29 protein-coding genes, 1 tRNA gene and 1 pseudogene are annotated in these 24,380 nt (G+C 66.6%); 4 read left to right on the top strand and 27 right to left on the bottom strand.

Features of this window, described 5'->3' with window-relative positions; genetic code table 11:
- Positions 1 to 7 precede the first annotated feature (7 nt).
- From Q0K12_RS03880 to Q0K12_RS03795, 18 genes are all read right to left on the bottom strand, one after another.
- Positions 8 to 262 carry a phage tail assembly protein gene (locus tag Q0K12_RS03880; RefSeq protein WP_297260463.1) on the bottom strand — a complete coding sequence of 85 codons (255 nt, stop codon included), beginning with the start codon at positions 260 to 262 and terminating at the stop codon, positions 8 to 10.
- A 9-nt stretch (positions 263 to 271) separates the two neighbouring features.
- Positions 272 to 649, bottom strand: a complete 378-nt coding sequence (locus tag Q0K12_RS03875; protein WP_297260462.1) for a phage tail tube protein — start codon at positions 647 to 649, stop codon at positions 272 to 274.
- Between the two features lie 14 nt (positions 650 to 663).
- Complete coding sequence (locus Q0K12_RS03870) at positions 664 to 2,139, bottom strand: phage tail sheath subtilisin-like domain-containing protein (RefSeq protein WP_297260461.1); 1,476 nt, start codon at positions 2,137 to 2,139, stop codon at positions 664 to 666.
- On the bottom strand, positions 2,140 to 2,322 hold the full coding sequence (locus tag Q0K12_RS03865) for a DUF2635 domain-containing protein (protein WP_297260460.1): 183 nt from the start codon (positions 2,320 to 2,322) through the stop codon (positions 2,140 to 2,142). It abuts the gene before it with no gap.
- Positions 2,279 to 2,959 carry a hypothetical protein gene (locus Q0K12_RS03860; RefSeq protein ID WP_297260459.1) on the bottom strand — a complete coding sequence of 227 codons (681 nt, stop codon included), beginning with the start codon at positions 2,957 to 2,959 and terminating at the stop codon, positions 2,279 to 2,281. The genes Q0K12_RS03865 and Q0K12_RS03860 overlap by 44 nt, the downstream gene beginning before the upstream one ends.
- Complete coding sequence (locus Q0K12_RS03855) at positions 2,952 to 3,311, bottom strand: hypothetical protein (protein ID WP_297260458.1); 360 nt, start codon at positions 3,309 to 3,311, stop codon at positions 2,952 to 2,954. Before Q0K12_RS03855 ends, Q0K12_RS03860 begins: the two co-directional genes overlap by 8 nt.
- The gene (locus tag Q0K12_RS03850; protein WP_297260457.1) at positions 3,308 to 3,925 is read right to left on the bottom strand and encodes a hypothetical protein; all 618 of its coding nucleotides are present in this window, start codon (positions 3,923 to 3,925) and stop codon (positions 3,308 to 3,310) included. The genes Q0K12_RS03855 and Q0K12_RS03850 overlap by 4 nt, the downstream gene beginning before the upstream one ends.
- A gap of 28 nt (positions 3,926 to 3,953) precedes the next feature.
- On the bottom strand, positions 3,954 to 4,190 hold the full coding sequence (locus Q0K12_RS03845) for a hypothetical protein (protein ID WP_297260456.1): 237 nt from the start codon (positions 4,188 to 4,190) through the stop codon (positions 3,954 to 3,956).
- 2 nt (positions 4,191 to 4,192) lie between these two features.
- Positions 4,193 to 4,486 (bottom strand): hypothetical protein, encoded by a 294-nt coding sequence (locus tag Q0K12_RS03840; protein ID WP_297260455.1) that lies wholly within the window; start codon positions 4,484 to 4,486, stop codon positions 4,193 to 4,195.
- Positions 4,467 to 4,697, bottom strand: a complete 231-nt coding sequence (locus Q0K12_RS03835; protein ID WP_297260454.1) for a hypothetical protein — start codon at positions 4,695 to 4,697, stop codon at positions 4,467 to 4,469. Before Q0K12_RS03835 ends, Q0K12_RS03840 begins: the two co-directional genes overlap by 20 nt.
- A complete protein-coding gene (locus tag Q0K12_RS03830; RefSeq protein ID WP_297260453.1) occupies positions 4,678 to 4,992 on the bottom strand; it encodes a hypothetical protein in 315 nt (104 codons plus the stop codon). The genes Q0K12_RS03835 and Q0K12_RS03830 overlap by 20 nt, the downstream gene beginning before the upstream one ends.
- Positions 4,989 to 5,555 carry a glycosyl hydrolase 108 family protein gene (locus Q0K12_RS03825; RefSeq protein WP_297260452.1) on the bottom strand — a complete coding sequence of 189 codons (567 nt, stop codon included), beginning with the start codon at positions 5,553 to 5,555 and terminating at the stop codon, positions 4,989 to 4,991. Before Q0K12_RS03825 ends, Q0K12_RS03830 begins: the two co-directional genes overlap by 4 nt.
- Before the next feature lie 75 nt (positions 5,556 to 5,630).
- Positions 5,631 to 5,993, bottom strand: a complete 363-nt coding sequence (locus Q0K12_RS03820) for a capsid cement protein (RefSeq protein ID WP_297260451.1) — start codon at positions 5,991 to 5,993, stop codon at positions 5,631 to 5,633.
- A 159-nt stretch (positions 5,994 to 6,152) separates the two neighbouring features.
- Complete coding sequence (locus Q0K12_RS03815) at positions 6,153 to 8,366, bottom strand: hypothetical protein (RefSeq protein ID WP_297260450.1); 2,214 nt, start codon at positions 8,364 to 8,366, stop codon at positions 6,153 to 6,155.
- Positions 8,367 to 8,376: 10 nt separating this feature from the next.
- Positions 8,377 to 9,912, bottom strand: coding sequence for a phage portal protein (locus tag Q0K12_RS03810; RefSeq protein WP_297260449.1), 1,536 nt, complete (start codon positions 9,910 to 9,912; stop codon positions 8,377 to 8,379).
- Positions 9,912 to 10,136 carry a hypothetical protein gene (locus Q0K12_RS03805; RefSeq protein ID WP_297260448.1) on the bottom strand — a complete coding sequence of 75 codons (225 nt, stop codon included), beginning with the start codon at positions 10,134 to 10,136 and terminating at the stop codon, positions 9,912 to 9,914. Before Q0K12_RS03805 ends, Q0K12_RS03810 begins: the two co-directional genes overlap by 1 nt.
- 109 nt (positions 10,137 to 10,245) lie before the next feature.
- Positions 10,246 to 10,419 (bottom strand): hypothetical protein, encoded by a 174-nt coding sequence (locus tag Q0K12_RS03800; RefSeq protein ID WP_297260447.1) that lies wholly within the window; start codon positions 10,417 to 10,419, stop codon positions 10,246 to 10,248.
- Positions 10,412 to 10,648: a hypothetical protein gene (locus Q0K12_RS03795; RefSeq protein ID WP_297260446.1), complete on the bottom strand. Its 237-nt coding sequence runs from the start codon at positions 10,646 to 10,648 to the stop codon at positions 10,412 to 10,414. The genes Q0K12_RS03800 and Q0K12_RS03795 overlap by 8 nt, the downstream gene beginning before the upstream one ends.
- 286 nt (positions 10,649 to 10,934) lie before the next feature.
- Between Q0K12_RS03795 and Q0K12_RS03790 the strand changes: the two genes are divergently transcribed.
- Positions 10,935 to 11,225, top strand: coding sequence for a type II toxin-antitoxin system RelE/ParE family toxin (locus Q0K12_RS03790; RefSeq protein WP_296305301.1), 291 nt, complete (start codon positions 10,935 to 10,937; stop codon positions 11,223 to 11,225).
- On the top strand, positions 11,225 to 11,515 hold the full coding sequence (locus Q0K12_RS03785) for an addiction module antidote protein (RefSeq protein WP_297260445.1): 291 nt from the start codon (positions 11,225 to 11,227) through the stop codon (positions 11,513 to 11,515). The genes Q0K12_RS03790 and Q0K12_RS03785 overlap by 1 nt, the downstream gene beginning before the upstream one ends.
- Before the next feature lie 21 nt (positions 11,516 to 11,536).
- On the opposite strand, the gene Q0K12_RS03780 is transcribed toward Q0K12_RS03785, so the two are convergent.
- From Q0K12_RS03780 to hrpB, 9 genes are all read right to left on the bottom strand, one after another.
- Entirely contained in the window at positions 11,537 to 11,806 is a 270-nt protein-coding gene (locus Q0K12_RS03780; protein ID WP_297260444.1) for a hypothetical protein, read from the bottom strand.
- A gap of 16 nt (positions 11,807 to 11,822) precedes the next feature.
- Complete coding sequence (locus Q0K12_RS03775; protein WP_297260443.1) at positions 11,823 to 13,736, bottom strand: terminase gpA endonuclease subunit; 1,914 nt, start codon at positions 13,734 to 13,736, stop codon at positions 11,823 to 11,825.
- Complete coding sequence (locus Q0K12_RS03770) at positions 13,733 to 14,311, bottom strand: hypothetical protein (protein ID WP_297260442.1); 579 nt, start codon at positions 14,309 to 14,311, stop codon at positions 13,733 to 13,735. Before Q0K12_RS03770 ends, Q0K12_RS03775 begins: the two co-directional genes overlap by 4 nt.
- 66 nt (positions 14,312 to 14,377) lie before the next feature.
- Complete coding sequence (locus Q0K12_RS03765; protein ID WP_297260441.1) at positions 14,378 to 15,187, bottom strand: BRO family protein; 810 nt, start codon at positions 15,185 to 15,187, stop codon at positions 14,378 to 14,380.
- Positions 15,188 to 15,396: 209 nt separating this feature from the next.
- Positions 15,397 to 15,585, bottom strand: a complete 189-nt coding sequence (locus Q0K12_RS03760; protein ID WP_297260440.1) for a hypothetical protein — start codon at positions 15,583 to 15,585, stop codon at positions 15,397 to 15,399.
- A 273-nt stretch (positions 15,586 to 15,858) separates the two neighbouring features.
- Entirely contained in the window at positions 15,859 to 17,340 is a 1,482-nt protein-coding gene (locus Q0K12_RS03755) for a primase-helicase zinc-binding domain-containing protein (protein ID WP_297260439.1), read from the bottom strand.
- A 252-nt stretch (positions 17,341 to 17,592) separates the two neighbouring features.
- The gene (locus Q0K12_RS03750; protein WP_297260438.1) at positions 17,593 to 19,215 is read right to left on the bottom strand and encodes a phage/plasmid primase, P4 family; all 1,623 of its coding nucleotides are present in this window, start codon (positions 19,213 to 19,215) and stop codon (positions 17,593 to 17,595) included.
- A gap of 479 nt (positions 19,216 to 19,694) precedes the next feature.
- Positions 19,695 to 19,771 (bottom strand) — tRNA-Arg (locus Q0K12_RS03745).
- 304 nt (positions 19,772 to 20,075) lie between these two features.
- Positions 20,076 to 22,685 carry an ATP-dependent helicase HrpB gene (gene hrpB / locus Q0K12_RS03740; RefSeq protein ID WP_297260437.1) on the bottom strand — a complete coding sequence of 870 codons (2,610 nt, stop codon included), beginning with the start codon at positions 22,683 to 22,685 and terminating at the stop codon, positions 20,076 to 20,078.
- A 96-nt stretch (positions 22,686 to 22,781) separates the two neighbouring features.
- Between hrpB and Q0K12_RS03735 the strand changes: the two genes are divergently transcribed.
- Together Q0K12_RS03735 and Q0K12_RS03730 are read left to right on the top strand one after the other, a co-directional pair.
- The gene (locus Q0K12_RS03735) at positions 22,782 to 23,924 is read left to right on the top strand and encodes a sigma-54 dependent transcriptional regulator (protein ID WP_297260436.1); all 1,143 of its coding nucleotides are present in this window, start codon (positions 22,782 to 22,784) and stop codon (positions 23,922 to 23,924) included.
- A gap of 191 nt (positions 23,925 to 24,115) precedes the next feature.
- Positions 24,116 to 24,380, top strand: a pseudogene (locus Q0K12_RS03730) (hypothetical protein); the annotation flags it as partial.

Here is a 24,380-nt window from a genome sequence, read left to right as displayed (position 1 = left end):
GCCCAGTCTACCGGCCATCGCCCAAAAAACCCGCCACCACCTCGCCCACGCCGGCAAAGTCCTGCATGTGCATCTGCCCCAGCACGCTGGGAGGCAGCCCCACCAGACGGGATACCAGCAGCAGGACGTCGTCAAAGGTCATGTCGCGGATCTTGATCCCCCGCATGTCCCGCACCTGCGGCTCGCGGGTGAAGCGCAGCTCGGTGATGGTCTCCGTACCGTGGGTCAGGGGCGTCCGCAGGGGGATGATGATGGGTTCCATAGTGCTCTCCTAGTTGCTTTCCACGGCTTCGCGCCGCGATTCGAAACGCACGGCGATCTCGCCTTCATCCGTGCTGCCGCTGCCCTCGGAGGCAAACCAGGCATTGGAGAGGGTGACCACCTTGCCGTTGTTGAGTTCCAGAGTGACGGTCACGTTGTCGGCCGTCACCAGCGAGGCCAGATCCAGATCGTCGCTGTCCGTGACGGCCCCTTCGATGAAGGCCACCTGCGGCGTCTCCTTGTAGCCGTGCACGCCGTCGGAGCCGATGATGGCATCCCGCTTGGGCTTGCCCAGATTGTAGGTATACGCGCCCTTGGCGTCGTACTGGCGGCCGTCCACCTTGACGTAGATGATGCCCGCCCGGCGATTGTTGGTACCGTTGCCCATGCTTCTCACCCCCCTTAGACGATGTGCCGGATGAGCGTCCCGGCCACTTCGAACTGGTTGACCAGATCGGGCCGCAGCAGCCAGTCCAGCCGGTTCTCGTTCTTGGCGTTACGCTCGCAGAGCAGGGCGGCCTTGAACTGCTCGCTGCCTTCCACCAGGCCCAGCGGCAGCCAGGCGTCCATGAAGCGGGCGATGGCCTCGGCCCGGCCCAGCTTGGGCGTCATGATGGGCTGGCTGGCGTCGTAGCGGGCGGCATCGGCATCCGAGGCCAGCTTGTGGCGCGGATATTTGGTCTTCAGGTAATTGTTCCAGTCGTAGCGCAGATAGGAGAGCGTCAGGGGGCTGTTGAGGGAAAGGAAGGCCTTGTCCTCGGCCCCCAGATCGTTGAGGCGATAGGTGGTGATGCACTTTTGCAGGCGCACCGTGCCGTCCGGGGCCACATAGCGGGTGGAGACGCCCTCGTAGAGGGCCTGGTTCTTTTCGGGGAAGTCGGTCCAGCGGTCGGCAAGGGCCGGAGCCAGCAGGCCCGGCACCAGCAGGGTATTGAAGCCGCGGGCCGGATCGTTGTTGCCGTAATAGGCGATGACGCCCGCCGTGGCGGCCGCGTCTTCCCACGGGGAGGTGGGGCTGCCCTCGGAGGCGAAGACGGTCAGATGCTTGTCGTTGCGTTCGGCCGCAAAGGTGGTCACCTCGCCGAAGGTGCCGCGCCTGACCACGATGGCCTGTCCGTCGATCTGCCGCAGGGGCCCCCAGCGGTCCGCCAGCTCGTCGCGCAGGGCGGCGAGGCTCGCGCTGTCCGTCCACGGCCAGGCGATGACGTGATACTGGTCGTTGGCCATGGCCGCGATGACGGAGGCCGGATCGGGGTTGCCCGCGCCGCCGGTCATCGGGGTGAAGCTGAAGGTCAGGCCGCCGGGCTTGTCCTCGTCGTAGTACGAGATGCGCAGGTCGATGTCGTTGCCGCACTCGCCCTTGTGCCGGGCCGTCAGGCTGACCTCGCCGCCCGAGAAGGTGGCCGTCACGGGCAGGCTCGCGTCGGCATTGATGGCATTGGTCAGGTTCTCGGCCACGGCGGAGGCCTCGGCTGCCAGAGGCGCGGCGGCACGCACCAGCTTGCCGTTGATGTAGAGGCAGAGCGGCGCGGCGTTGACGCAGGTGCCGCTGATGGTCAGCGCCCCCCTGGCGGCCGTGCCTTCCTCGGCATCCCTGACGCCGATGGCCAGCATCTTGGTGATGTTGTTGGCATTGAGGCAGGCCGCGCACATGGCGGCCAGCTGGCTGCCCTCGCCAAAGAGGGTGGCGGCCTGGGCGGCGCTCATGGGACGCTGCACGCTGCCGGCCTCAGCCGTGCCGCCGTCGAGCATCTGCCCCACCATGAGCATGGTGTAGGGCATGACGGCCGGGTCATCGGACGCGCCGGAACCGTCGAACTCCGCATAGGCGAAGGGGACGCGTACGGTATCGGGCAGGACGTTGAAGGCGATGGACATTTAGACCTCCCTGTCGGGCTTGGGCTGCACGTCGCCGTCCTTGAGGCGGCGCAGCCAGAAGGCGGAACGGGGGACGATCGCGCCCTCGGGCGGCAGGTACTGGCCGGACTGCGGATCGGCGATACGCAGGGGCCGGCCGTCACGCACGGCGGGCACGATGAACATGGTGGTGGGGTGGGGCATCAGATCGCTCCTGGTCAAAGGTTACCTGCGAGATCATGTCCACCCGGTCATCGCCGGGGTGGACGTACCAGTCCGTATGCGCCAGCAGGAGATCGGCCAGTTCCGGCGGCACGACGGGCCAGCGGTATTCCAGATCAAGATTCAGGACAGCCGCGCCCATCTGCCGCTGCCCTTCCACGGCAAGCGCCAGATCGGAGCCGGTATGGACGATGGAGAGCAGGGTGTCCGCCGGATGCCGGCCGCGTATGAGAGGCAGCGGATCCGGCAGCAGGGCGTCCACGATGCCGCCCATGGCCCGGCCGATGGCGTCCAGCCGCAGCACGGCCCGCTCCGCCTGCAGGCAGAGGGCATCCAGCGTGTCGTCCACGCTTTCCAGAGCGCCGGCCAGCAGCTCCACGGCCAGGGTGAGGCGGCGTTCCTGCGGCTCGGGGCGCACGTCGGACGCCACGCGCACTTCCTGCAGCGTGTAGACCCCGGCCGCCGGGAATTCGTTATGGAACCAGTGCTCCATACGGTTGGGCCAGACGCGGCCGGCGAGGAGGGCGTCCAGTCCGGCATGCTCGCGCATGACCTGACAGACGGCCTGGCGGATGAGCGCGCGCGGATGCAGGCCGGCCCAGGCGAAAAGTTCAGACATGGGCGGCCTCCAGCAGGCGGCACTCCAGCCAGCCGTAGCCGTCGTCCATGACGCTCAGGATGCGGTACGGCCGTCCCTGCACGGCGACGCGATCCCGGGCGCACGGATCCCGCCCCAGGGCCGCCCGCGCATCATGCCGGGACAGATGCAGGGCGGGAGCCGTGCTCACGCCGGGCGCGGCGGCCTGCCCCGGCCGCACCTCGGCCCCGGGCTGGCCGTAGAGGGCGCGCAGCTCGTGGGGCCGGCCGCCGTCGTCATACAGGATGACGGCGCAAGCCGGCCCCAGCGCGCTTTGCAGCACGCGCCGGGTATCTTCTTCCAGTACGGCGTCAAAGGGGGAGAGCTCGCTCACGAACGCCGCTCCCTGGAAAGGAAGTTGACCCGGAGCGCGCTTTCCAGCAGGGGCCAGACGCGGGCCTCATGCGCCAGACGTCGGGCAAAATATTCGTCCATCTCGATGCCCAGCGCCTTTTCGACATTGGGCAGGCCGAAGAAACTCATGAAGCTGGGGCCAAAGAGCATCCTGGGGTGATCCTGCCCGGCGACTCGCGCCCAGACCTGATCGCGGGCCATCCAGACGGCGGCCCTGCCCTTTGCCGTGGCCAGGATCCCCCACTTGCCGCCCGGCTGGATGCGCCGGGTACGGTGGGCCTTGAGCACACGCACGGAAACAAAGGTCGTGCGCTGCGCGGCGCCGAAGGCCGACAGCGGCAGGCTGGCGTCATCGCGATAGAGCAGCGCCCCCCGCTGATTCTTGCCGCTGCGGGCCTTACGCACCTCCAGGGCGGCGTCCACATCTTCCTTTTGGGTGTAGTAACGATCGCGTATCTCCATGGAGATGAGCGAGCGCATATGCTCCAGCGTCCGGTTGATGGCCCGCTGGGTGGCCACCTTGAGACGGGAGGAGCCCTGCCGGAACTCCTCGCCGCCGTCAGCCAGCCACCGCCGGGCTTCTTCGACATTCATGCGTAGCTGTATACCGGCCATGACGCGCCTATCCCTCATCACGTTCCAGAAGGCTCACGCGCACATTGAGCCGTTCCAGTTCATCATAAAAATGCTTGTGCGCCGTATCGTTGCGGACGCGGTCAGCAAAGCGGTCGTTGCAAACGCGCTGCTGCTGCAAGATCTCCTTGAGCGTCTGGAAGACGACCTTCAGCCCCATGCCCATCAGCAGCAGGAGCACGGCGCACACGGCCTCCAGCACCTCGCTTACGGAAAGGTAGGACATGCTCACACCCCCAGCGCCAGCAGGCCCAGAAAGCGCAGCAGCGGATCGAGCAGCATGCCGGCCACGCGGGCGGGCCTCTCCGGCGAGATGACGCTCAGGCTCAGGTCCACGAAGGCCAGCGCGCCAAAGGCCAGAACGACGATGATCACCGCCTGGAGGAGCTTCCGGGGCAGGGAGGGACGGTGGCCCTGGTGGGGACGCGCCGGCCGGCCGCCGTCCCTGTCCCGGGACATGTCGCTGTCCATTTGCCGCCCGGCAAAGCCGGGCAGCCGGCCGTCAGGGTCTGGCCTGTTCATGACTTGCTCCGTGTTCCAGATGTTCGATCCAGGTCCGCAGCGCCTTGTGACGGGCACGGCAATGCTCAAAGGCGGCTTCCACCCGCAGCACATAGGCCACATAGGCGCGTCCGGCGTCATCCGTCCTGCCGGTGGCGATGGCGGGCAGGACCTCCCGCGAAATGGCCGGAGGCCGGCAGGCCGCCAGCAGCTCAGGGGGCGGGCTGACCACCTCGATCCGCCTCGATGCTGTCGAACAGGCGGTCATAGGCGTCAAAGCGCTCAGAAGAAGGCAGACGCTCAGCGTCCTGCAGGCGTTTCTCACGGGCTTCCTCCTTTTCCAGGGCATCCTGCCGGGCCGTTTCCAGGCTGGTCAGGGCCTTGTCCGTGGCCTCGTTGCGGGCCTGGCTGACGCGCAGGCTGCGTTGCAGCTCTTCCGCCTCATGCAGGCTCCTGCCCAGGTACACGGCCGAAGCGCCCGCCCCCAGCAGCAGCGCCAGCACGAGGAATAGGGGCACGAGGTTCATGCCACAGCGCCCCAGAGGATGCCCAGCGCCATGCCCAGACAGCGCGCCGCCCGGCGGTCCCAGCCTTGCCCGTACTTGCCGTAACCGCCGCGCGTGCCGTAGTAGTGCAGGCGCTGGGCGCTCAGCTCCACCAGCAGGGACGCGCTGTCCACGGCATGCACCGCCTCCAGCGTGGCCGGGCCGATGATGCCGTCCACACTGACGGAGCCGCCCAGCGCGCACAGGCTCCGTTGCAGCAGTTTGGGGGCGATGCCCGGGCCGGGGTTGAACACCATGTCCGCATAGAGGAAGGCCAGCGGGCCGGGCAGGCGGGCACAGCCGTAGCGCCGCCAGTAGCCTTCCTCATAGAGCCTGCGGGCATCCTCGCCGGTGAGCAGCCTGACGTCCGAGGCGTCGATACGGCCGTTGCCGTCCTTGTCCGGCAAGATGTCGCGGTTGTAGTTGAGGGCAAAGCCGTACTTTGTGGGCCCGCCGGGATCGTCAGGGTCATCGGTGTAGGCGTCGTTGCCTTCGGCGCACATGGAAAAGCGGAAGGACAGATCCAAAAGACGTTCGTCATCCATGCCGGGACTCCTTGTGGGGCCGCGTGTCGCGCAGGCGCACGGAACACGCGGCCGGTCGGGGGACGGGGACAGGGGCTAGCCGCCCTGCGAGGCCGAAGCCGCCGCGGCAGCCGCGGCGTAACCAAAATTGATGCGGCAGAGCACCGTGGCGTCATTGGACGCGGCATCCGCCCAGGCCGTGCCCACGAACTGCGTGCCCGCGGTCACGGTGAGGGTCGTGTCTTCCGCCAGATAGAGGGGAGCGCCCTGTTTGGGGGTCTCGCCGGCCTTCTTGGGCAGGGCGAACACGCCTTCCACCTCGCAGGCCCCTTCTTCATTGGCCGGGATATCGGTGCTGGCCACGGCCACCATGCCGGTGAGCACGACCAGCTCGCCGCCCAGCACGGCCTTGCCGGGCGTATGGTGGATGCAGCGGCCCATGGAATAGGTATTTTGCATGATGCACCTCCTTGAGAGCTTTTTTCCGTTGGAAACGCTTTGCGTCTCCAACCATGCGGCCTGTCGTTTCGCGGGAAAAACGCGGTCTTCCCGTTCACTCTGGGCCGGGCGGGGCTGTGCCGCCGCCTCGCGTCCTGCCTTTTTCAACGGCAAAACGCTCTACGCGGTGGCCCTGGCCAGGGTGATCCAGCGCAGGGCCTTGGCGCCCACGTCCATGCGGACCTTGGTCTCGAAGCCGTCGGTGTCGAAGTTGTCACGGCTCTCGATGTAGGGAGCCTGCACGCCGCCCAGGAAGAAGACCTTGACCGTGCTGCGGGCCGCGGCCAGATACCACGTGGTGGCCCCGGCCATATCCAGACGGCGGTCATAGATGCGCCGGAAGAAGTCGCCGCCGTAGGGGTTGTAGACCAGCGGCTGCGCCTGCGTGCCCACCACCGGCCCGGCGTTGATCTGGGTATTGAAAAAGGACTCGCAGGCGGTCTTGAGGCCGATGGGGGCCAGGAAGAAACGCGGCTGGATGGTCACGACCTTGCCGAAACTGTCCTTTTGCAGCTCCATGCCGGTGACCACCGCGCCCAGGTTCTCCACCGTGGGCGTACCGCCCTTGCCCGTGAACAGGTTATGATGGGCGCTGTCGAACAGGGGCTTGCCGTCGCCCATCCTGAGGGTGGCATCGGTGAGGGCGGCGTAGGCCACATCGCCCACCAGCGCGGCACAGGCCTCGCCGTAGAGGCGCGGCATGTCGGTGAGAGCGCCCAGGTCGTCGTTGATGATGGCCTGACGGGAGATCACGAGCTTGCGGCCGAAGGTCTCCACGCGGTATTCCTCGGCATTCTCGGCCAGGCGGCCGTCGGCGTACTCGCCGTATTCGGGTATCTTCCTGAGGGCCACGTCACCTTCCAGCCCCAGGGCCTTGCCCGCCTTGAAGTCCGTGGCCGTGCCGGTCTCGCACCAGTCGCGCCAGGTCTCCGGGGCCTGCTCGTATGCCTCCATGAGCGTGCGCCGGCTCGTCTCCACGAGCAGCTGAGGCATGTCCGTGGTGGTCAGGGCACGGCCCACGATGTCGCGGATGTCGCCGCCGGACCGCTGCCCGGCGCGCATCACCATCTCGCGGGCGATCTCGCGCAGGGTCATGCCCCGCAGTTCCTCAGCGCCGGGCGCGGGCTTGTCCAGTCTGGCGCCGCAGCGCAGCAGCAGGCTGTCCTGCACGGCGGCACGGAAGGTCTCCTTTTCCGCACGGCCCATGCTCACGACCTGAAAGCCGGGGCCGGGATGCCGGCGCTGGGCCACCATGTCCTCCACCTGTTTGCGGGCGCGGCCAAGGCTCATGCCCGAGGCAACGAGCCTGTCTTCCTGCTCCGGGGAAAGCTGGAAGCTCCGGGCCAGCTCGCGGATGCCCCGGATGCGCTGACGCTCCAGCTTCTGACCGAAGCGCTGGCGCTGGCCCGGCGTGAGACCGGCCATGAACCTGCCCAGCAGCGCGCCGCGGCAGGCGGGCGTATCGTCTTTGCCTTCGCGCTCTCCCTCTTCCTGCGGGCTGTCTTCGCGGCCCTGCTGTTCGGCCTCGGCCTCATCCAGCAGGACGCCCAGGTCTTCCACCAGCTGTTCCAGCTCGGCATCGTCGAGCTGCTCCGGCTCCACGGCGACGCCGGCCTCATCGGTGACGGCAGCCTGCCGGGGGGCCGCGTCCGGGGCGGGCGTCTGTTCTTCGGGGTCCTCGCGCAGGCCCAGCAGGCGGCGCAGCCTGGCCAGCAGGCTGCGGACCTCGGGCTGCCCGGATTCTTGTCTGGACATGGTCTTCTCCTTTATGCCCTTGCGGGCCGGTTGGGGGTTGCGTAGTGCGGAACGGATCTTGGCGAAGCTGTCCGCGCCGATGGGCACGCAGGACAGTTCCAGCAGACGCCACTGCGTGGCCACGCGCAGCGGGCCGGCGTAGGGAGCGCCTTCGATGACGGCGGTCTCGCCCGCCCGGATGCGCTGGCAGGCGATGACCTCGTAGCCGATGGACACATCGGTGAGGTGGCCTTCCGCCACCTTGCGGAACGGGGCCTCGCCGTCCGGCGTGGCCGAAAACACGGCCCGGCCCACCAGCTGCGGGCCCTGCGGCCCGTCCTCAACGCGTATGTCCATGAAGCTGCCCACGATGTCTCCGGCTTGCTCGCGGCTATGGCAGTCCAGCAGGGGCACGCGCCCGGAATCGGGCAGCTGGCAGCCGCTCATGAGCAGGACCTCGCGGACGGGCTGCCATTCATCGACGTCAAAGACCTTGACCACGGCCTGGGTGGAGGCCACCACGTCCACGGAACGGGCGGCTTCATCCAGCGTCAGGGGGCGTCCAGCGCCCAGCGGGGCGGAACGGGTCACAAAGGACATGGGGATCTCCTTACTTTTGCTCGGTTCCGGCGCTCTCGGCGGCGCCCAGTCTGGCGGGGTTATTGGCCAGCCCGGTGCTCACCGCGCCGGTGGCGGCATCGATGCCGTGCGCGGCGCAAAGGCGCGCCCAGGAGGCCCGCTGTTCCACCACCTCTTCGGGATCCCGGCCCTCGCCCAGGATGACCATCTGGGGCGAGAGGATGCCCGCATTGATGCCGTCGATCTGAGCCTTGCCGTCGCGCAGGGGATCCACGCTGGGCATGCCGGCCGGTATCCACATGGCCCGCTGGTAACGGCTCTTGTTCTGCCAGTAGCCGGGCAGGTAATCCTGGGTGAGCGCCTCATGATCCAGCCAGCGCCGGAACACGGGGCGGATGAAATGCTGCTCGGCCCGGAACTGATGCGGCACCAGGAACATGGCAAAGTCGTTGCGGCTGGCCTTGCTGGTGGAGTAGTTGATGGACGTGTAGTCGCCGGAAAGGATCTCGTAGGGCAGGTCGAGGCAGATGGCGACCATGCGCAGGGTATGGCGCACAAAGCGGTCGAAGCTGTCGCCCGGACGCTGCGAGGGCGGCGCAAAGGACACGTCCTCGTTGTTGTTCAGGTATTCGATGGTGAGGTCTTCGAGGTTCTCCACCTCGTCGCGCAGGCAGGCGGCGGGATCGCCCAGACCGCGCGTGAGCTGGGAGAAGCCGGGATCCTGCGAGCGCACGAAGCCCAGCCACTTGGCGGCCATCTTGGCCGCGCCCAGCTCGGCCGTGGTGTAGTCGCCCATGTCGCGGGCCATGAGGATGGCCGGCGCAAAGGGAGTGACGCCGCGCAGCTGGCCGGGACGCAGGGTCTGGAAGCCGTGCAGCACGTTGCAGGCCGGTTCGCGCCAGGTGCGCAGCCGGCGCTCCCAGCCGAAAACGGTCTGGAAGTGATAGGCCAGCGGTTCGCCGGTCCAGATGTCGTACTCGACGCCCTGCCAGATGTCGCTGTCCGGCTCCTGCCCCTCGATGCGCCAGCTGGAGAGGTTCTCCGGCTCGTGCATCTGCAGGGCCAGCAGGCCGCGCCGCCGGTCACGGGGGCGGGCAAAGCGCAGGATGTATTCCCCGCACTCGCATTCCTGCCGCTTGGCCAGCTGCTGCAATTCATAGAAATGCAGGCGGCCCGTCACATCGGCCTGCTCCATCCAGGCGCGGAAGCGATCCTCGATACGCTTGCGGGTGGGCATGTCCGGCGTGCCGTCGGGCAGGACAGCCAGCGACTGGAAGCGGGAGCCGCTGCCCACGGTGAAGGCCACCAGGGCGTTGACGGCGCGAGCGAAGGGCGGGAAATTGCGCACCAGATCGCGCACACGGCCACGCATGCGCGCGCTGTCCATGCCCAGCAGCTGGTTGAAATCCGCATTGGCGGGCAGCCAGTTGCCGGTACCGCGCGGGCTGGACGCGCCGTCGTAGCCCGCGGCGCGCACCTGGCCGGATGCGGGGCGGATCGCCCGCCGCAGGCGGGAAGGGCCGGCCCGGCGGGCGGCGCGGACGGGAGAGAGCGGGGCGGGAGCCATCAGCCGCGCCCTCCGTTGCGTGCCTGCCGGCGGGCACGGTAGGTCGGCACGCCGTCCTCAAGCGCCGCCTGCTCCTCGACCCAGTCCAGGATCTGGCGGAACTCGGAAAGGCTGCGGTAGGAGAAGCTGCGGCCGCCGATGCTGTAGCTGCCGAACTGACGGAATGCGGGGGACTGCAGGTCCTCCCGCATCGTTTCGTAAAGCGTTCTCCAATACCCGGCCATGAAAAAGCTCCATGCAAAAATCTTTCAGACTTTTGCATGGAGCTAGCAGATACTCGTGAGAGATGTAAACGTTTTCCGGTTTTGTCCGGTTTTGTCCGTTTTTTTCCGGTCAGCGCCGCGGCACAGCCCTCAGGGTTTTGTCCTCCTCGTGCGCGCTCTGTCCAGCAGGGGACGCACCCGCCTGCTGACGCTGTGCATGGGCCAGCAGGCTTTCCAGCATGGCCTGCATATCGGCCACCTGGCGCTCCAGAACTTCCACTCGCAGCTCAAGGGGGCTAGGCATGGGGGACCTCCTGCGGCGTGGGCAGGGCCACCAGCTGACAACCGCGCTCCAGAGCGTGCGCCACATCCGCATCGTATGGGGCCAGGGCCGCGTCGTTGCGGGCGATGAGGCGTTCCTGCAGGCGCAGGACGATACCGCAAAGCTGTTCGTGGTGGGCCAGTTGCCGATGGAGAGCCTGTTCAAGCTGATGGAGACGGCTTTCACGCTGGGCAATGGTGGGTTGAGACATAAGACACCTCGCTAGTTGGGATTGGAAAACAAAAAAGGCGGTATGACGCTCCCCAGCTAGCGAGCTGCCGGGGCCTCACGGACACCCGGACGTCATACCGCCGAAATCTGCCAAAAGCAGTTGGCTGCAACATAGTGGAAATCTGCATGGCCGTGCCTTGGGAGCAGGGCTGGCGGCAGACGCGCCTCGCTAGTTGGGAAAATCAAGGTGCCTGAAGCGGGGAGAGGTGTCAAGGGCAGGCATGGGATACCTTGACAATATGTATCCAAGTAGATACATTTTTCCCATGAACATCCTCAAGTTTTCCCCGGAATTCGGCCAATGGCTGTCAGCCCTGCGAGATGTCCGGGGCAAGGTGAAGATCCTTGCCCGGCTGGAACGCGCGGAGCAGGGAAACTTTGGCGATGTGAAGCCGCTCGGTGAGGGACTGTGCGAAATGCGGGTGCATCATGGCCCGGGATACCGCATCTACTACACCCAGCGGGGAGAGATCGTGTACCTGCTGCTGGTTGGTGGCGACAAGTCCAGCCAGGCACGGGACATTGCCCGGGCAAGGGCCATGATGGAGGACGACTGATGGACGAAAGCAGGTTCCGCGTTTTTGATGCCGCCGAATTTCTGGACAGCGAAGAGGCCATTGCGGCCTATGTTTCCGATGCCATGCAGGATGCCGACCCTGACCGCCTGCTCACCGCGCTGGCCACGGTGGCCCGGGCGCGCGGCATGTCCCGCCTGGCTGAAGCGACCGGCCTGGGCCGGGAAAGCCTGTACAAGGCCCTGCGGCCCGGAGCCAAGCCGCGTTTCGACACCATCCTGCGTATCATGAAGGGGCTGGATATCCGCCTGCAGGCCACGGTCATGCCCTGAGCAGGGCCGGATGCGGCCCGGTCATGAGACACTGGCGGGGCGCTCCGTCCCGCCGGTGGGAGTGGCGGCAAGCTGCCGCTCCCGCCACTCCCGCAGGCGGGCCTCGTCGGCACACCAGCGGCCGCCGATCTTGCCTGCGGGCAGGCCATAGTGCTCCACATAGCGCGGCACGCTCTTTTCCGAGCAGCGCAGCACGGCCGCGATCTCGCGCAGGCCGCGGAGCAGGCGCCCCTGTTCCACGCGCATGGCGGATGCGCCGGAGATGTCGCCGTCTGTCGTGGTAAAGGCCATGCTGTCCTCCCTGGGCTTACCATCTGTGCGCCGGAGCTTCGGGCTGCGGGCGCTTGCGTTGCTGGGGGCGCTGGCCGGCGGATGGCGTGCGTGCCTGTATCCGGGCCTGCATGTGGGCCTGCGCCTGCTGTTGCAGGATGTGGTGCGGCAGGCTGGGCGTCCAGGAGGCGTCAGCCGTTGCGGCCGACAGCATGAGACAGTCCAGCAGGTGGTTGTCCTTGTGTTCCCGCACCCAGACGAGGTTCCCGTTCTTGCGCACCAGCCGCTCGGCGCAGAGCTGCGAGGCCAGCGTTTCGTCGGCTTCGGCATGGAAGCGCAGGGGCTGGCGGCTGTCGGCATTGAGCAGGCGGCCCATGTCCGTTGTCTTGAACGCGCCGCTGTCGATGAGATAGAGGCGCAGGCCGCCGGGGATGGGACGGCCGTTGTGCGGCATGCGTTCGCGGATGACCCAGCGCACCGGCGCGGCCTGCGGGCGGCTGGCGCCCTTGCAGGCATGCACCACGCCGCCGCCATTGGCGCGCACCCACATGTAGACCTCTTCGGTGCGGGTATAGACGCCCTCGGTCTCGGTGCCGCCGGAGTCGATGCCGGCCCGCCAGATGGGCATGCGCTCGCCGGCATCCGTGCCGTCCGGGCCCTGCACGGGATACCAGGTGCCGAAGACCAGGGTGGCCACCTCGTCCCAGCTGCTCAGGGAGCCATAGTCGATGACGTAGCTGGCCAGGCTCGGCATCCAGGCGCGCACCAGATACCAGAAGCCGTGCTTCTGCACGTCGATGCCGCAGGTCAGGGCCACGGCCCCGTGGGGCACGGTACGCGGGGGCAGGTGCGGATCGCGCCGCTCCAGCACATGTTCCACATCGGTCCGCAGCTCCACCGGCGACCAGGGCAGGCCCAGGTCGTCGTTGTAATACTGGCGCTGCACGGCCGCATCGTCGCTGGCCTGGGCGATGGCCCGGCGGGCCGCCAGATCGGAGAGGCTCACGAAGCGCGACAGCACGGCCGGCAGGTGGAAGCCCAGGCTGCGGGCGTCGCGCACTTCCGGGGCCGGTTCAAAGGCCGCGCCCGTCCAGACGTAGGGCCGCCAGCGGCCGGCGGCCACGGCAAGATCGCGGGAGTGGTCGCTCCAGAGGTACTGACAGTGCGGGCAGCGGTAGCGGGCCAGCTTGCGGGAGCGGATGAGGCGCGTGTCCGTCTCGCCGCCGGGCACCACGATGTGGCCCACGTCCATGAGCTGGACATGGCGGCAGGCCGGGCAGGTCACCTCATAGCACATGAGCTGGTCCACCTGCTCGGTGATGCCCCGCCAGATGGACGAGCTTTCGTCGCCCTTGGGCTGACAGGCCCGGATGATCTTGGCGAAGTCGCCATAGGAACGGGTGCGGCCCTTGAAGTCCTGCAGGGGAGAGGAGTCGCCGCCGCCGCTGTAGAGATCCTCCTCGTCCACGATGAGGTCCTGCACGGTGATGGAGGCGCGCTGGCTGGGGGATTCGGCCGTGGCCAGCTCGATGCTGGTGCCGTCCCGGAGCAGGATGTTCTCGCGCCGGTACTTGCCCACCATGCGGCGCAGCAGGGGGCTGCCCTGGAGCATGGGCCGCAGCTTCTTCTCCACCACGCGGTCGCGGGACTCGCGGGTGGGCATGGTCAGCATCTTGATGCCCGGCCGGTAGTCCATGGCCCAGCCCAGACAGGCGTAGAGCAGGAGGGTCTTGCCCACCTGCAGGGAACCGCAGACCACCACCTCGCGCACGCGCGGATCGCCGAAGGCATCCATGGGGCCGGCCAGAAAGGGCGAGACGTCCAGCCGCAGCGGGCTGCCGCGGTAGATGCCGTCCTGCACGATGAGGTAGCGGCTGGCCCATTGCGAGACGCTCAGCCGCTCGCGCCGGGCAAAGATGCGCCGTTCGGCCTCGCAGAAACGGATGTTCACGCGTCCTCCCCCTCGGGCGGCAGGGAATCGCCGCTGTCGCCATCATCCAGCAGGAATTCCCGCTCGCCCGACCAGGCATCCATCCAGATCTCCGTGGTCTCCAGCCACCACTGCACGAGCTCGCGCAGCTTCGCCTCCTCGCCGCCCACCAGATGGATCATGGCGGCCCCGTGCAGGTGGATGAAGTTGCGCACCTCGTTCCTGAAGAACAGGGCACGAGCGCCCAGATCTCGCTCGTGATCGGCGCGGGGCATGAGCAGGCCCTGCTCCTTTTCCAGCTTGAGGCGGGCGCGCTCGGCCTGGTATTTTTTGAGTTCCGCGTCCGCCGACAGACGGCTGGTGGTGGCATCGGCCAACTGCCGGTCGGCCACCTGCCCGGCGGGCGTGAGATTGGCGCTGGCGTAGCCCAGCAGGGCGGCCTCATCGAACCAGCCTTCCGGCGTCCGGGGCACCTTGCGCGCCTTCACGTCCCGGTTGAACTGGCTCTTGCTGCACTTGTAGCCCGCGTCCTTGAGGTAGGCCACGGCATCCAGCTGGGTCTTGTAGCTGCGGGAAGGCACTATTTTTCCAGACATGGGACCTCTCAAAGAGAAAGGGCCGGGAAGCCCCGGCCCTTTGGTATGCGGGGCAATGGAACACCCTTATTCATCCACAAGCGCCATGTCATAGTACCAGAAATGACCGCCCCTGCGCCGTGAGGGGAAGTATTCCTTGAGGATCATGCCGAAGAGACGCTGCGACGCGGGAGGCGTTGCCGTCTGGCCCTGCCACCACTCCCTGAAGGCTGCATAGAGGCGCGTGGCGGACTTTTTCATGCCGCGGGCAACGGTGCAGCGTTCCTTGACGAAGCGATGGACCAGGGCCGCCTGTTCCTCACGATGCAGGGGCGTTTCCGGCGAGGCGTCGCGGTCGGCGGCGGACTGTACGTCACCGGCCACCATGGCGCAGTAGCGGGCATACAGGCCATCCACAAAGGCGGGGTCGGTATTGCCGCACATCTTGGCCGTCTGGATGGCGCTGGAAAGCAGACGCTCGCGCATGGCGGGACGCAGATAACGGGCGGCCTCGGGCTGGGTGGCGGAATCGCTGCGGTACTGCTCCATGCGTTCCCTGTACCCGGGCGTTTCGTAATGGCCGCTCTTGCGCAGGGCGGGCAGGACCTCGGCCCGTACCCACTTGCTGAACGCTCTGGCCTGCGGCTTGCGGCTGCGGAAGATGAGGGCGTACAGACCGGACTCGGAAATGGTCAACGCCTCCTGCTCACCACCAGGCGTGTGCAGTATCACTGAACCCTTTTCATCGTCATCAAGGGGTCCCATAGAAGCGGACCCCTTCCATTCAATCCCCAGCACGCGGCACACATCCTTGGCCACGAACCAGGGCTCGCCGTTTTCGTCCAGGCAGGAGCGGACGAGGTTGTCCTCAAAAGCAAAGGGAACGAGATTGGGCATAGCGGTTCTCCTTGAGGTTTCCCGACGCATGGACATGCCGCCGGATACCCCAGAATAGCATAAAAAAGTTGCGCGATGTCAACAGGTTATTTTCAGGACCATTGCGCGATGGTCCTGTGGCGGTTTCGTTCGCCGGGCGTGCCCATCCATCCGGCATGACAGACAGAAGGCGGCGCGCAGGACCATATGACCATTGGGCGGCAAATTCGCTATTGCGACCTTTGCGGTGAGGGAAGGGGAGGCATTGAAGCCAGTGCGGCATCGTTGCGGGCGATGAGCCGTTCCTGCAGGTGCAGGACGATGCGGCAAAGCTGTTCGTGGTGGGTCGATTGCCGGTGAAGAGCCTGTTCAAGCTGCAGGATGCGGCTTTCAAGCTGGGCAATGCTGGGCTGGGACATGGGACACCTCTGGTAATTTGGGATTGGGGGTACAAAAAAGGCAAGACGACGCTCCCCGGCTTACCAGAGCCGCCGGTCCTCGCGGATACCGGACGTCGCCTTGCCAATATGTACTCCACACCCACGAGGTGCGCAGAGGGCAAAACAAAAAAGACCGCACTTTTCGCCGTGTAGGGGGTACGGCAAAGGCGACGGTAACGCCTCTGGTAATTTGGGGAGTTTCAGTGTGCCCATTTCCTTCTCCGAGGTCAAGGCCGGGGGATCGGCAGTCTTTCAGTACGTCCACTCACCGTAGAGCGCGCCGCGCACCCATTCGCCGTGGCGCTTGAGCCAGCTCATGAGCCGGGGCAGATCGCCCTGCGGCCAGTGCTCGTGCCCGGTAAGGCGAAAATCGCCATCAGGCGTCGGGATGGCCAGCAAGCCGGCCCGGGCCAGCACCTTGAGGCTGTCCAGCGGGCCGATGGGGTGGGTGAGGCAGTGCGCTCCGCCACGCCCCCAGACAGCGGCAGTCACGGCCGGACACTGCCGGTCTTCGGGCGGGAGCGGCTGCGCGGGGCACGCCTTTTCCGTCCCCCCGCCCTGGTCGTCATTCTGTCCAGCGGGCATGGTCTCACGGGCCTGTTCCCTCTCCGGGGGAAGGGCGCGGGAAGGCGTCACATCCGCGCTCTGCGGGGCTGTCCGCGCAAAGATAGGGGGCAGGCCGATGCGTAGCCAGTCCGCGATATTCCAGCCCTCACGCACGGCGTCTCCGGGATCCTTGCCGCTGGGCACGGGCCAGCGCCGGGCCGTGCGGTAGGTCTGCGCCCAGAAGGGCATGCCTCTGGCGCCGGCCCGCTGGCCCTGGGCGTCCGGCTGGTCAAAGTCCAGCGCCACGAGGATGCACAGCGCCCGGCGCAGGACGGCATGCGCCACGGTGTCCGGTCGGCCCAGGCTGGTCCCGGCCGCAAAGGCCCCGACATCCAGGCCGGCGGCCTCGGCGGCCGCGGCGCAGGCGATGGCGTCCAGCTCGCTTTCCACCACCACGAACGCCCTGGCCTCGGGGCGCAGCAGCAGGGGCCGCATGCTGGAACCGGGCACCACCACGTATTTCATGTCCGCGCCGAAGCGGGCGCGCGCTTCCTCGTCCCTGCGGATGCGCAGGCGCAGCACCGCGCCGTCATCATCCAGGGCGGGGATGACCAGGCCGGACGATATCCACAGGGACTTCTTGCGGCCGCGGGCGTTGGTCTCCGGCGGCAGGCCCCATGCCCCGCGGTCCCGGTGATAGCCGTCCTTGCCGTTCTCGCCGGGTAGCCAGCCCAGCCGGTAACGCTCCACCGCCACCCGCTCGATGCCGCGCATGGCCAGGCGCATGAGCTGCACATCGTCGCCCAGCAGGCGCTGGTGAGCGTAGTCCAGCAGTTTGGCGGCGTGCTCCCGCCAGGCGGGGCAGGGCAGCGACGCCTCGGCCGGCGTCCACTCTCGGGCACGCTCACGGCGTGGCATGATGGACGTGGGCAGCGGCGCGCGTTCCCTGCCCAGACGCCGGCAGGCCTCGGCATAGCTCAGGCCCTCGAAGTCCCGCAGGAACTGGATGCAGTCCCCGCCCTTGCCGCACTGGCGGCAATACCACGTCCCGCCCTCGCCCTGGGCCGGCCAGAAGCGAAAGCGATCCTTGCCGCCGCAGGCGGGACAGGGGCAGGCGTATTCGCCGCCGTGCGTTCCGGCCACCTTGACGGCCTTCAGGCCGCGCTGTTGGACAAGCTGCTCTATCATCACCATCATCCTGCCATGGGCATGGCATCATCCTGTCCGCAATATTTTGCAATGACAGGTTTTTTTCAAAAAACAGGACGATGTGACCATTCTTCTGAAGAACTTTTTTCAAAAAAGCGCTCGCGCACATGCGAAAGAATTATGGCAAAAATGGTCACATCATCCTGCGGCAGAAGATTCCCCTTGTATTCCAAAGGGTTTCAGGCAGGACGGACAGAAAATGCCCTCCCGTATGCTCCTGCGATGGTCCTGTTACTCGTCCAGTTCGTGCTGCATCTGGCTGGACACGCTGATGCCGTAGTAATAGTAGATGCCGCCCTTGCGCTCGCGCTGGAACTTCTCCAGCATCATCTTGCCAAAGGCTTTCTGCGAAACGGTCTTCTTGGAAGAGATGTTGACCTTGAACCACTCGCAGAAGGCGTCGTACAGCTCGGAGGCCGGCGTGCGGATGTCGCTTTCCCCCGGCTGCTGCAGGATGCAGCACTCTTCGATGAAGTCGGCCAGCATGTCCTCGTCCTTGCGGTACTCGGCCGTAGCCTCCCGTACCTTGGCCGGCGGATCCAGCCCCGCGCGCTGCCATTCCAGGCAGCCCCGCACCAGCCAGGCCGCGATGCCCGGCAGCTCCTGGAGCAGGCGATCCTTCAGGCCCTTGTCCATGGGGCGCTCGTTCTCGTTCTGCGGTTTGCGATCCACAAAGGAGAGGGGGAAGTCCACCAGCAGCAGGCGCTCCCAGAAGGCAAAGTCGCTGGCCGGGGCGTGCGGCTTGTGGTTGGTCAGCAGGCAGAGCAGGTGTGACGGCTCGAAGCTGACATTACGCTTGTCGTGCGGGTAGCGGCCGGTAAGGGTCTCGCCGCCGCTGAACCACTTCACGCGGGCCGGGCTGAAACGCTGGCCCTCGTCGGTCTCGGAGGCAAAGGCGATGCGCAGGCCGCGCAGGGACATGATGTCCGGACTGGGGCCCGCGGCGCTGCGGTTCTTGCCCTGGTCCAGCAGCATCTCGGACTGCACCGGCCCGGCCAGGCTGGCTGTGGCATTCTGCCCGCCCAGCACCGTCTGGATGACCTCGGTCATGATGCCCTTGCCGTTGCGGCCGCGCCCGAAAAGCACCAGGAAGATGTGCTCCCGGGCCAGCCCCGTGCAGCCGTAGCCGAAGACGCGCCGCAAAAAGGCCGCCATCTCGGGATCGTCTCCCATGATCTCGGTGACGAAGCGTTCCCAGTGGGGACAGGGCGCATCGATGCCCTGCCACTCCACCGGGCTGGACTTCACCAGCCAGTCCTCAGGGCGACCAGGATGCAGCTCGCCGGTGCGCAGATCGACAACGCCATTGGCCATGGGCAACGCCCACGGATCGCGGTCGATCTCATGGCCGGCAATGGCCAGCGGCGACTCCAGATTGGTCTTGGCAAACTCAAGGCAACGCTTGCGGCCCGGATCCGTCCGCAGTTTGGCCACTCGGACCTTCATCTTGTCGGCCTTGGCCTTGAGACGCGTCGCCGACTCCCTGTCGCCGTCATGCTCGGCGCTCTTGGCCAGCGCGTCGAAATGCCGGGCGGTCTCCTGATAGGCCAGCGCCACGTGCTCCACATCCGCCCGGGCATGATGCCCCTTTTCGATGAGGTCCACGGACCAGTGGTGGCCGGACCAGTATATCCACTCATCCGCCTGCCCCACATAGGCATGGCGTCCACGGAAGAGATAGGCGAACAGCAGCCCGTCGCCCAGCTCATTGGCGTAGAGGCAGCGCTCCACGAAGTCATGGGTCGGGACGGGCAGGGCGTTCCGATCCGCCTGCCGCTCACCGCTCGGGGACTGCTCCTGCTGTTCTTCGGCAATGCGATCCTGCACCTGCCGCAAGAGTTCTCTGTCTGTCATCGGAGGACCTCAGTGGCAGTGCCGGTATGCGGACGCGGAATGAGGTAAGGCCCCGGCAGCACGGCAGCGCCGGAGAACCTTCCCGAATTCCCACGAAAAATTCCCCAAAAAATCCCGCGATTCTTGGGGTCGCAAAGCCCCGCGAGCAAGGGGAGGGTGAAAAGGACCCGGCATGGCGGCCGGCGGCGCAGGACCATGCTGGTCTGCTTTTGCGGCAAGGGGGTGAGGGGGAGGACGGACGGGCGCCTCCCTGAGCGGGCTTGCGCCCGCAGAAGGTCGCGCCCGCATGCTCCTGCGGATACGGATCTTACGGAAGGCGCAGAGGCCGTCTGCGTATGAAGAGATGCGGGTGCCCAGCCATATGCCGTCCAGGGGGAGACGCCGCCCCTGGGTGACAGATGGGTGACAGAATTGAAAAAAAGCGGCGCAAAGGAAAAGACGGCCACGCACGAATAGCACGTAACCGTCTGATTTTCTTCTGGCGCGCCCGGGAGGATTCGAACCCCCGACCAAGAGCTTAGAAGGCTCCTGCTCTATCCACCTGAGCTACGAGCGCACAGCAATTTTGAAAGTATAGACGGGCAGGACATACGCGTCAAGAAGAATGCAACGGGGCGGGATGCCCGCCGTTTTCCGTCCATATCCCTTTTTCGACCAGTCCCGTTCCCCACGTTGGGGAGCAGGGATGACGCCTCCCTGTGCCGGGCGTGCGGCATATTTCCCGCCCGCCGTCAGGCGGTCTTCCCGCTCGGGCTCAACCGGATCAAACGTCATTGCGGCATATCCGCCGGCTTACGCCGGCTGTCTTTGGCGCTCTGGCGCAGGACGGTCCCGCCTTGCGCCGCAGCCCCCGCCCGGCGTCAGGCCGAGCGTTCCTGATGCTGCCGTTCGCGCTCCATCTGCTTTTTCGTCCGGGCGGCAGGGGGCGCGGCCAGCGGATCTTCCGGCCACGGATGTTTGGGATAGCGGCCGCGCATCTCCGCCCTGACCTGCCGGTAGCCGTTGGCCCAGAAAGCGGCAAGATCTCGGGTGACCTGCAGGGGACGTCCGGCAGGCGAAAGCAGGTGCAGCAGCAGGGGCAGACGGCCGCCCAGGATGGCCGGCGTCTGCGTGCAGCCGAAAAATTCCTGCAGCTTGGCCGCCACATAGGGGCCGCCCGCCTCGCCATAGACGATGGAATGCGCGATGCCCGCCGGGGACGTCCACTGCGTAGGGACCAGCTCTTCCAGACGGCGGGGCAGCGGATAGGGCAGCAGGGCACGCAGGGCCTCGGCAAGTCTGGCCGGAGAAAGACGCTGGAGATCGGTGCAGTTGTCCAGAAAGGGCGCGAGCCAGTCTTCCAGATGCGCCAGCAATGCCGCATCGGCCACGTCGGGCCAGGGATCGCCTTCCCGCTCATGCAGCAGCGCCACACGGTCCCGCCACTGGCGCATGGCCTCGCTCCACGGCAGGCAGGCAAGGCCCTTGCGACGGATATAGCCGCACAGGGCCTGCGCGCAGGCGCTGCCGTCCGGGCGGGGCAGGGGAAGATCCTCGAGAACGAGAGCATCCAGCCGGCGGCGCTGCCGGGCGATGATGCGGCCTTCTTCCGTCACGTCCACCCGGGTCTCACGCTGCAGCGCAGCCGAAAAAAGGCTTTCCACCTCGGCGGCCGGCAGGGGAGCGGCCAGACGGATACGGCCGCGATCCGCCCCCTGCACATGCCGCCGGTGGCCGCCGTCCAGTACGGCGACGGCCAGAAAAGGCTGGCGGGCAAGGGGATCCGTCAGCGGCAGAAAGGCGCGGCTGCCGCAGCGCAGGACATAATGCGCCTGCCCGTCCGCTTCGCCGGTGCGCTGCGCCACCCGCTCGGGAAAGGCCAGCGCCGTCAGCAGGCCGGCGGAAACGCTCTGGTGCTGGGCCTCCTCGAAAAACCCCCGGGGCGGACAGACCAGCAGCCGCGTCAGCCGCTGGGCCCATTGGCGCAGACGCACGACAGCGGGGTCGCCCGCGCCGACGGCAGCGCCACGGCAGAGCCTGTCCAGCCGGTGCAAAAGCGAGGCGTCGGCCTGCGGCAGGGGATCGCGCTCTTCCAGCAGGACGGCAAGGCAGCAGGCCAGCGCCGCATTGTGGTACTGCTCGCCAAGCAGCAGCAGACGAGACAGACGCGGCGGCAAGGGCAGGGCGGCCATGTCGAGCCCCAGCTCCGTGGGGCGATTGAAAGGCACGTCCGGCTCCAGCGCCTCAAGGCGGACAAGATCCTCACGCGCAACGGCAAGATGGGCGGCTGGCGGCTGATCCGGCCAGGGCAGCTCTTCCGGGCGCGGCACGCCCCAGGCGGCCAGCTGCAACACCGTCTGGGTCAGGTCCGCATCGAGGATCTCCGGACGGATATGCACGCGCATGCCGTTTTCCTCTTCCTTATGCCAGAGGCGGACGCACACGCCGGGCTCCAGACGTCCGGCACGTCCGGCGCGCTGCGTGGCGGAAGCCAGCGATATGCGGCCGGTCACCAGACGCGTCAGCCCGTCCGCGGGATTGTAGCGCGGCTCACGGGCAAGACCGGCGTCCACCACGAGCCGTACGCCCTCGATGGTGAGGGACGTTTCCGCCACGTTGGTCGCCAGCACGATCTTGCGCCGCCCCGCCGGAGACGGCGCAATGGCCGCATCCTGCTGCTCGGGCGCCAGCTGACCGTACAATGGCAGCACATCCACATCCGCGGGGCAGGCATCGCGCAGCAGCTCCTCCAGCTGACGGATCTCTCCCACGCCCGGCAGGAAAACCAGCAGACTGCCCGGCTCTTCCCGCATCAGGCGGGTCACGACGCCCGCCGCATGCCGGAGCAGCGCGGGCATATCCTGCGCGGCCGTACCGGGGGGCGGCGGCAGATGCCGGATCTCCACCGGGAACTGACGGCCGCCGCAGCGCACAAGCGCGGCATCGGGCAGCAACCGCCGCAGGGCGTCCGCCTCCAGCGTGGCGGACATGACCAGCAGGCAGAGATCCGGACGCAGGACGGCGCGGCTTTCAAGACACAGGGCAAGACCGGTATCGGCATGCAGGCTGCGCTCGTGGAATTCGTCGAAGATGACGCAGCCTACGCCGGGCAGCTCCGCATCTTCCATGATCATGCGGGTCAGGACGCCCTCGGTGATGACCTCAAGGCGTGTGGACGGCCCGCACAGGCTCTCCTGACGCATGCGCAGACCGACGGTCTCCCCGACCTTTTCTCCCAGAGTGGCCGCCATGTAGCGGGCAAGGGCGCGGGCGGCCACGCGGCGCGGCTCCAGCAGAAGGATCTTCTTTCCTTCCAGAAAGGGGGCTTCCAGCAGCCAGAGCGGCACGCGCGTGCTTTTGCCCGCGCCTGGCGGGGCGCTCAGCAGGGCCGCCCCGGCCTGCACCGCCTGCAGGATATCCGGGCGCAGATCATCGAGCCCAACCCCGTCATTGAGGGACTCCGGGCATTCGTTTTCCGTGAGTTTGTTCATGATTTCAACTTGATTCCAGAAGGTAGGCCCTTTTTTTACTGGAAATTTTTCGCGCGTCAGGGTATTGACACCTTAACAATTGTGCGGGAGAGCTTCATGGAGCTGAACAGAAACGGCATCATCGGTCAGAGCACGAGCCTTGTGGAAGTCTTCAAGATACTGGACAAGGTCGCTCCGACGGACAGCACGGTTCTTGTAACTGGTGAATCGGGAACAGGCAAGGAGTTGCTTGTGCGGGCCCTGCATGCCAACAGCCGGCGTGCCGACTGTCCTTTCGTGCCCATCAACTGCGGCGCCATCCCCAAGGAACTGCTGGAGAGCGAGCTTTTCGGGCACGAAAAGGGGGCCTTCACCCATGCCATCCGCTCACGCCCCGGCCGTTTTGAACTGGCTGACGGCGGCACCATCTTTCTTGATGAAATAGGTGAAATGGACCTGAGCCTGCAGGTGAAGATCCTGCGCGTCCTGCAGGAAAAGGAAATAGAACGTGTGGGCGGCACGGGCTGCAAAAAGGTGGATGTGCGCATCGTGGCCGCCACCAACAGGGATCTGGAAAGCGAAGTCACGGCCGGACGTTTCCGTGAAGACCTCTACTACCGCCTGAACGTCATCCCGCTGCACCTGCCGCCCCTGCGCGAAAGAGGGATGGATATCCTCATCCTCGCACAGTGCTTTCTGGAGCGATTCTGCCAGAAAAAAAGCAGGCCGCTGCTGCGGCTTGGCGAGGATACGGCCCGGGTGCTGCTTGCCTACAGCTGGCCGGGCAATGTGCGCGAGCTGGAAAACTTCATGGAGCGCCTGAGCATTCTCGTGGATGGCGACTGTGTGCAGGTGGACGACCTGCCCGCCAAGATCCGCGATAACGTCGGCCCGCTCGACAGCCTGCCGCCCTTGCCCGAGGGCGCGCTCGGCGCGCATGCCGCGCAGCCTGCGCCGGCTGCCCCCGCCGCACCCCCGGAAGCGGGCATGGCGGCGGTCAGCGGGGATCTTCCCGATGCCGGGCCGCCGCGTCCGGCTGCAGCGCCCGGCGTGAGCGCCGGAGGCGGGCAATTCGTCTGGCCGGACCTTTCCGTGCTGGAAGCGCAGGGGATCAATCTGAAAGATTTTCTGGAAGCTGTGGAATTTCGTCTTATTGATGAAGCCCTGCAACGGGCTGACGGCGTCAAGAACCAGGCCGCCGAGCTGCTGGGGATCAAACGGACGACCCTCATTGAGAAATTGAAGAAAAAGAACGGCTGAGATTTTTGCATGCTTTTTGCATAGCAACGTACAGCAACACCAACCAGAGAAGTGATGTGCGCGTGAACAAGGCATCTTTTACCGGGAAAAACCGGAATCATATCGCTGGGGAAGGGACCGGCACGGCTCTGCGCTCCTGTGGCGCCGCCGGTCGCTGCTGCCGCAGGCTTCTTGTGGGAGCGGCAATCTGCATGCTGTGCGGGAGCGCCGGACTGGAAATTTTTTCCCCTGCCGTGAGCCACGCGGCAACGGCTGCCGAAGGGATTACCGCACGGATCAATCCCGGCGGGCCGGAAAACTGGCCCCCGGAACAGGCGCTGTCCACCCAGACGCCCGGAACGCCGCAAGCGGCTCCGGGCCAGCCCATGCCGGGGCAAGCCGCACCGGGTATGCCCATGACGCCCGCGCAGGGCGCGGCTCCCGTACCGGCAGCTCAGCCCATGCAGACCATGCCTA

The organism is uncultured Desulfovibrio sp., from assembly GCF_944324525.1.
GTDB lineage: Bacteria > Desulfobacterota > Desulfovibrionia > Desulfovibrionales > Desulfovibrionaceae > Desulfovibrio.
This window is presented reverse-complemented; position numbering and strand designations above follow the sequence as displayed.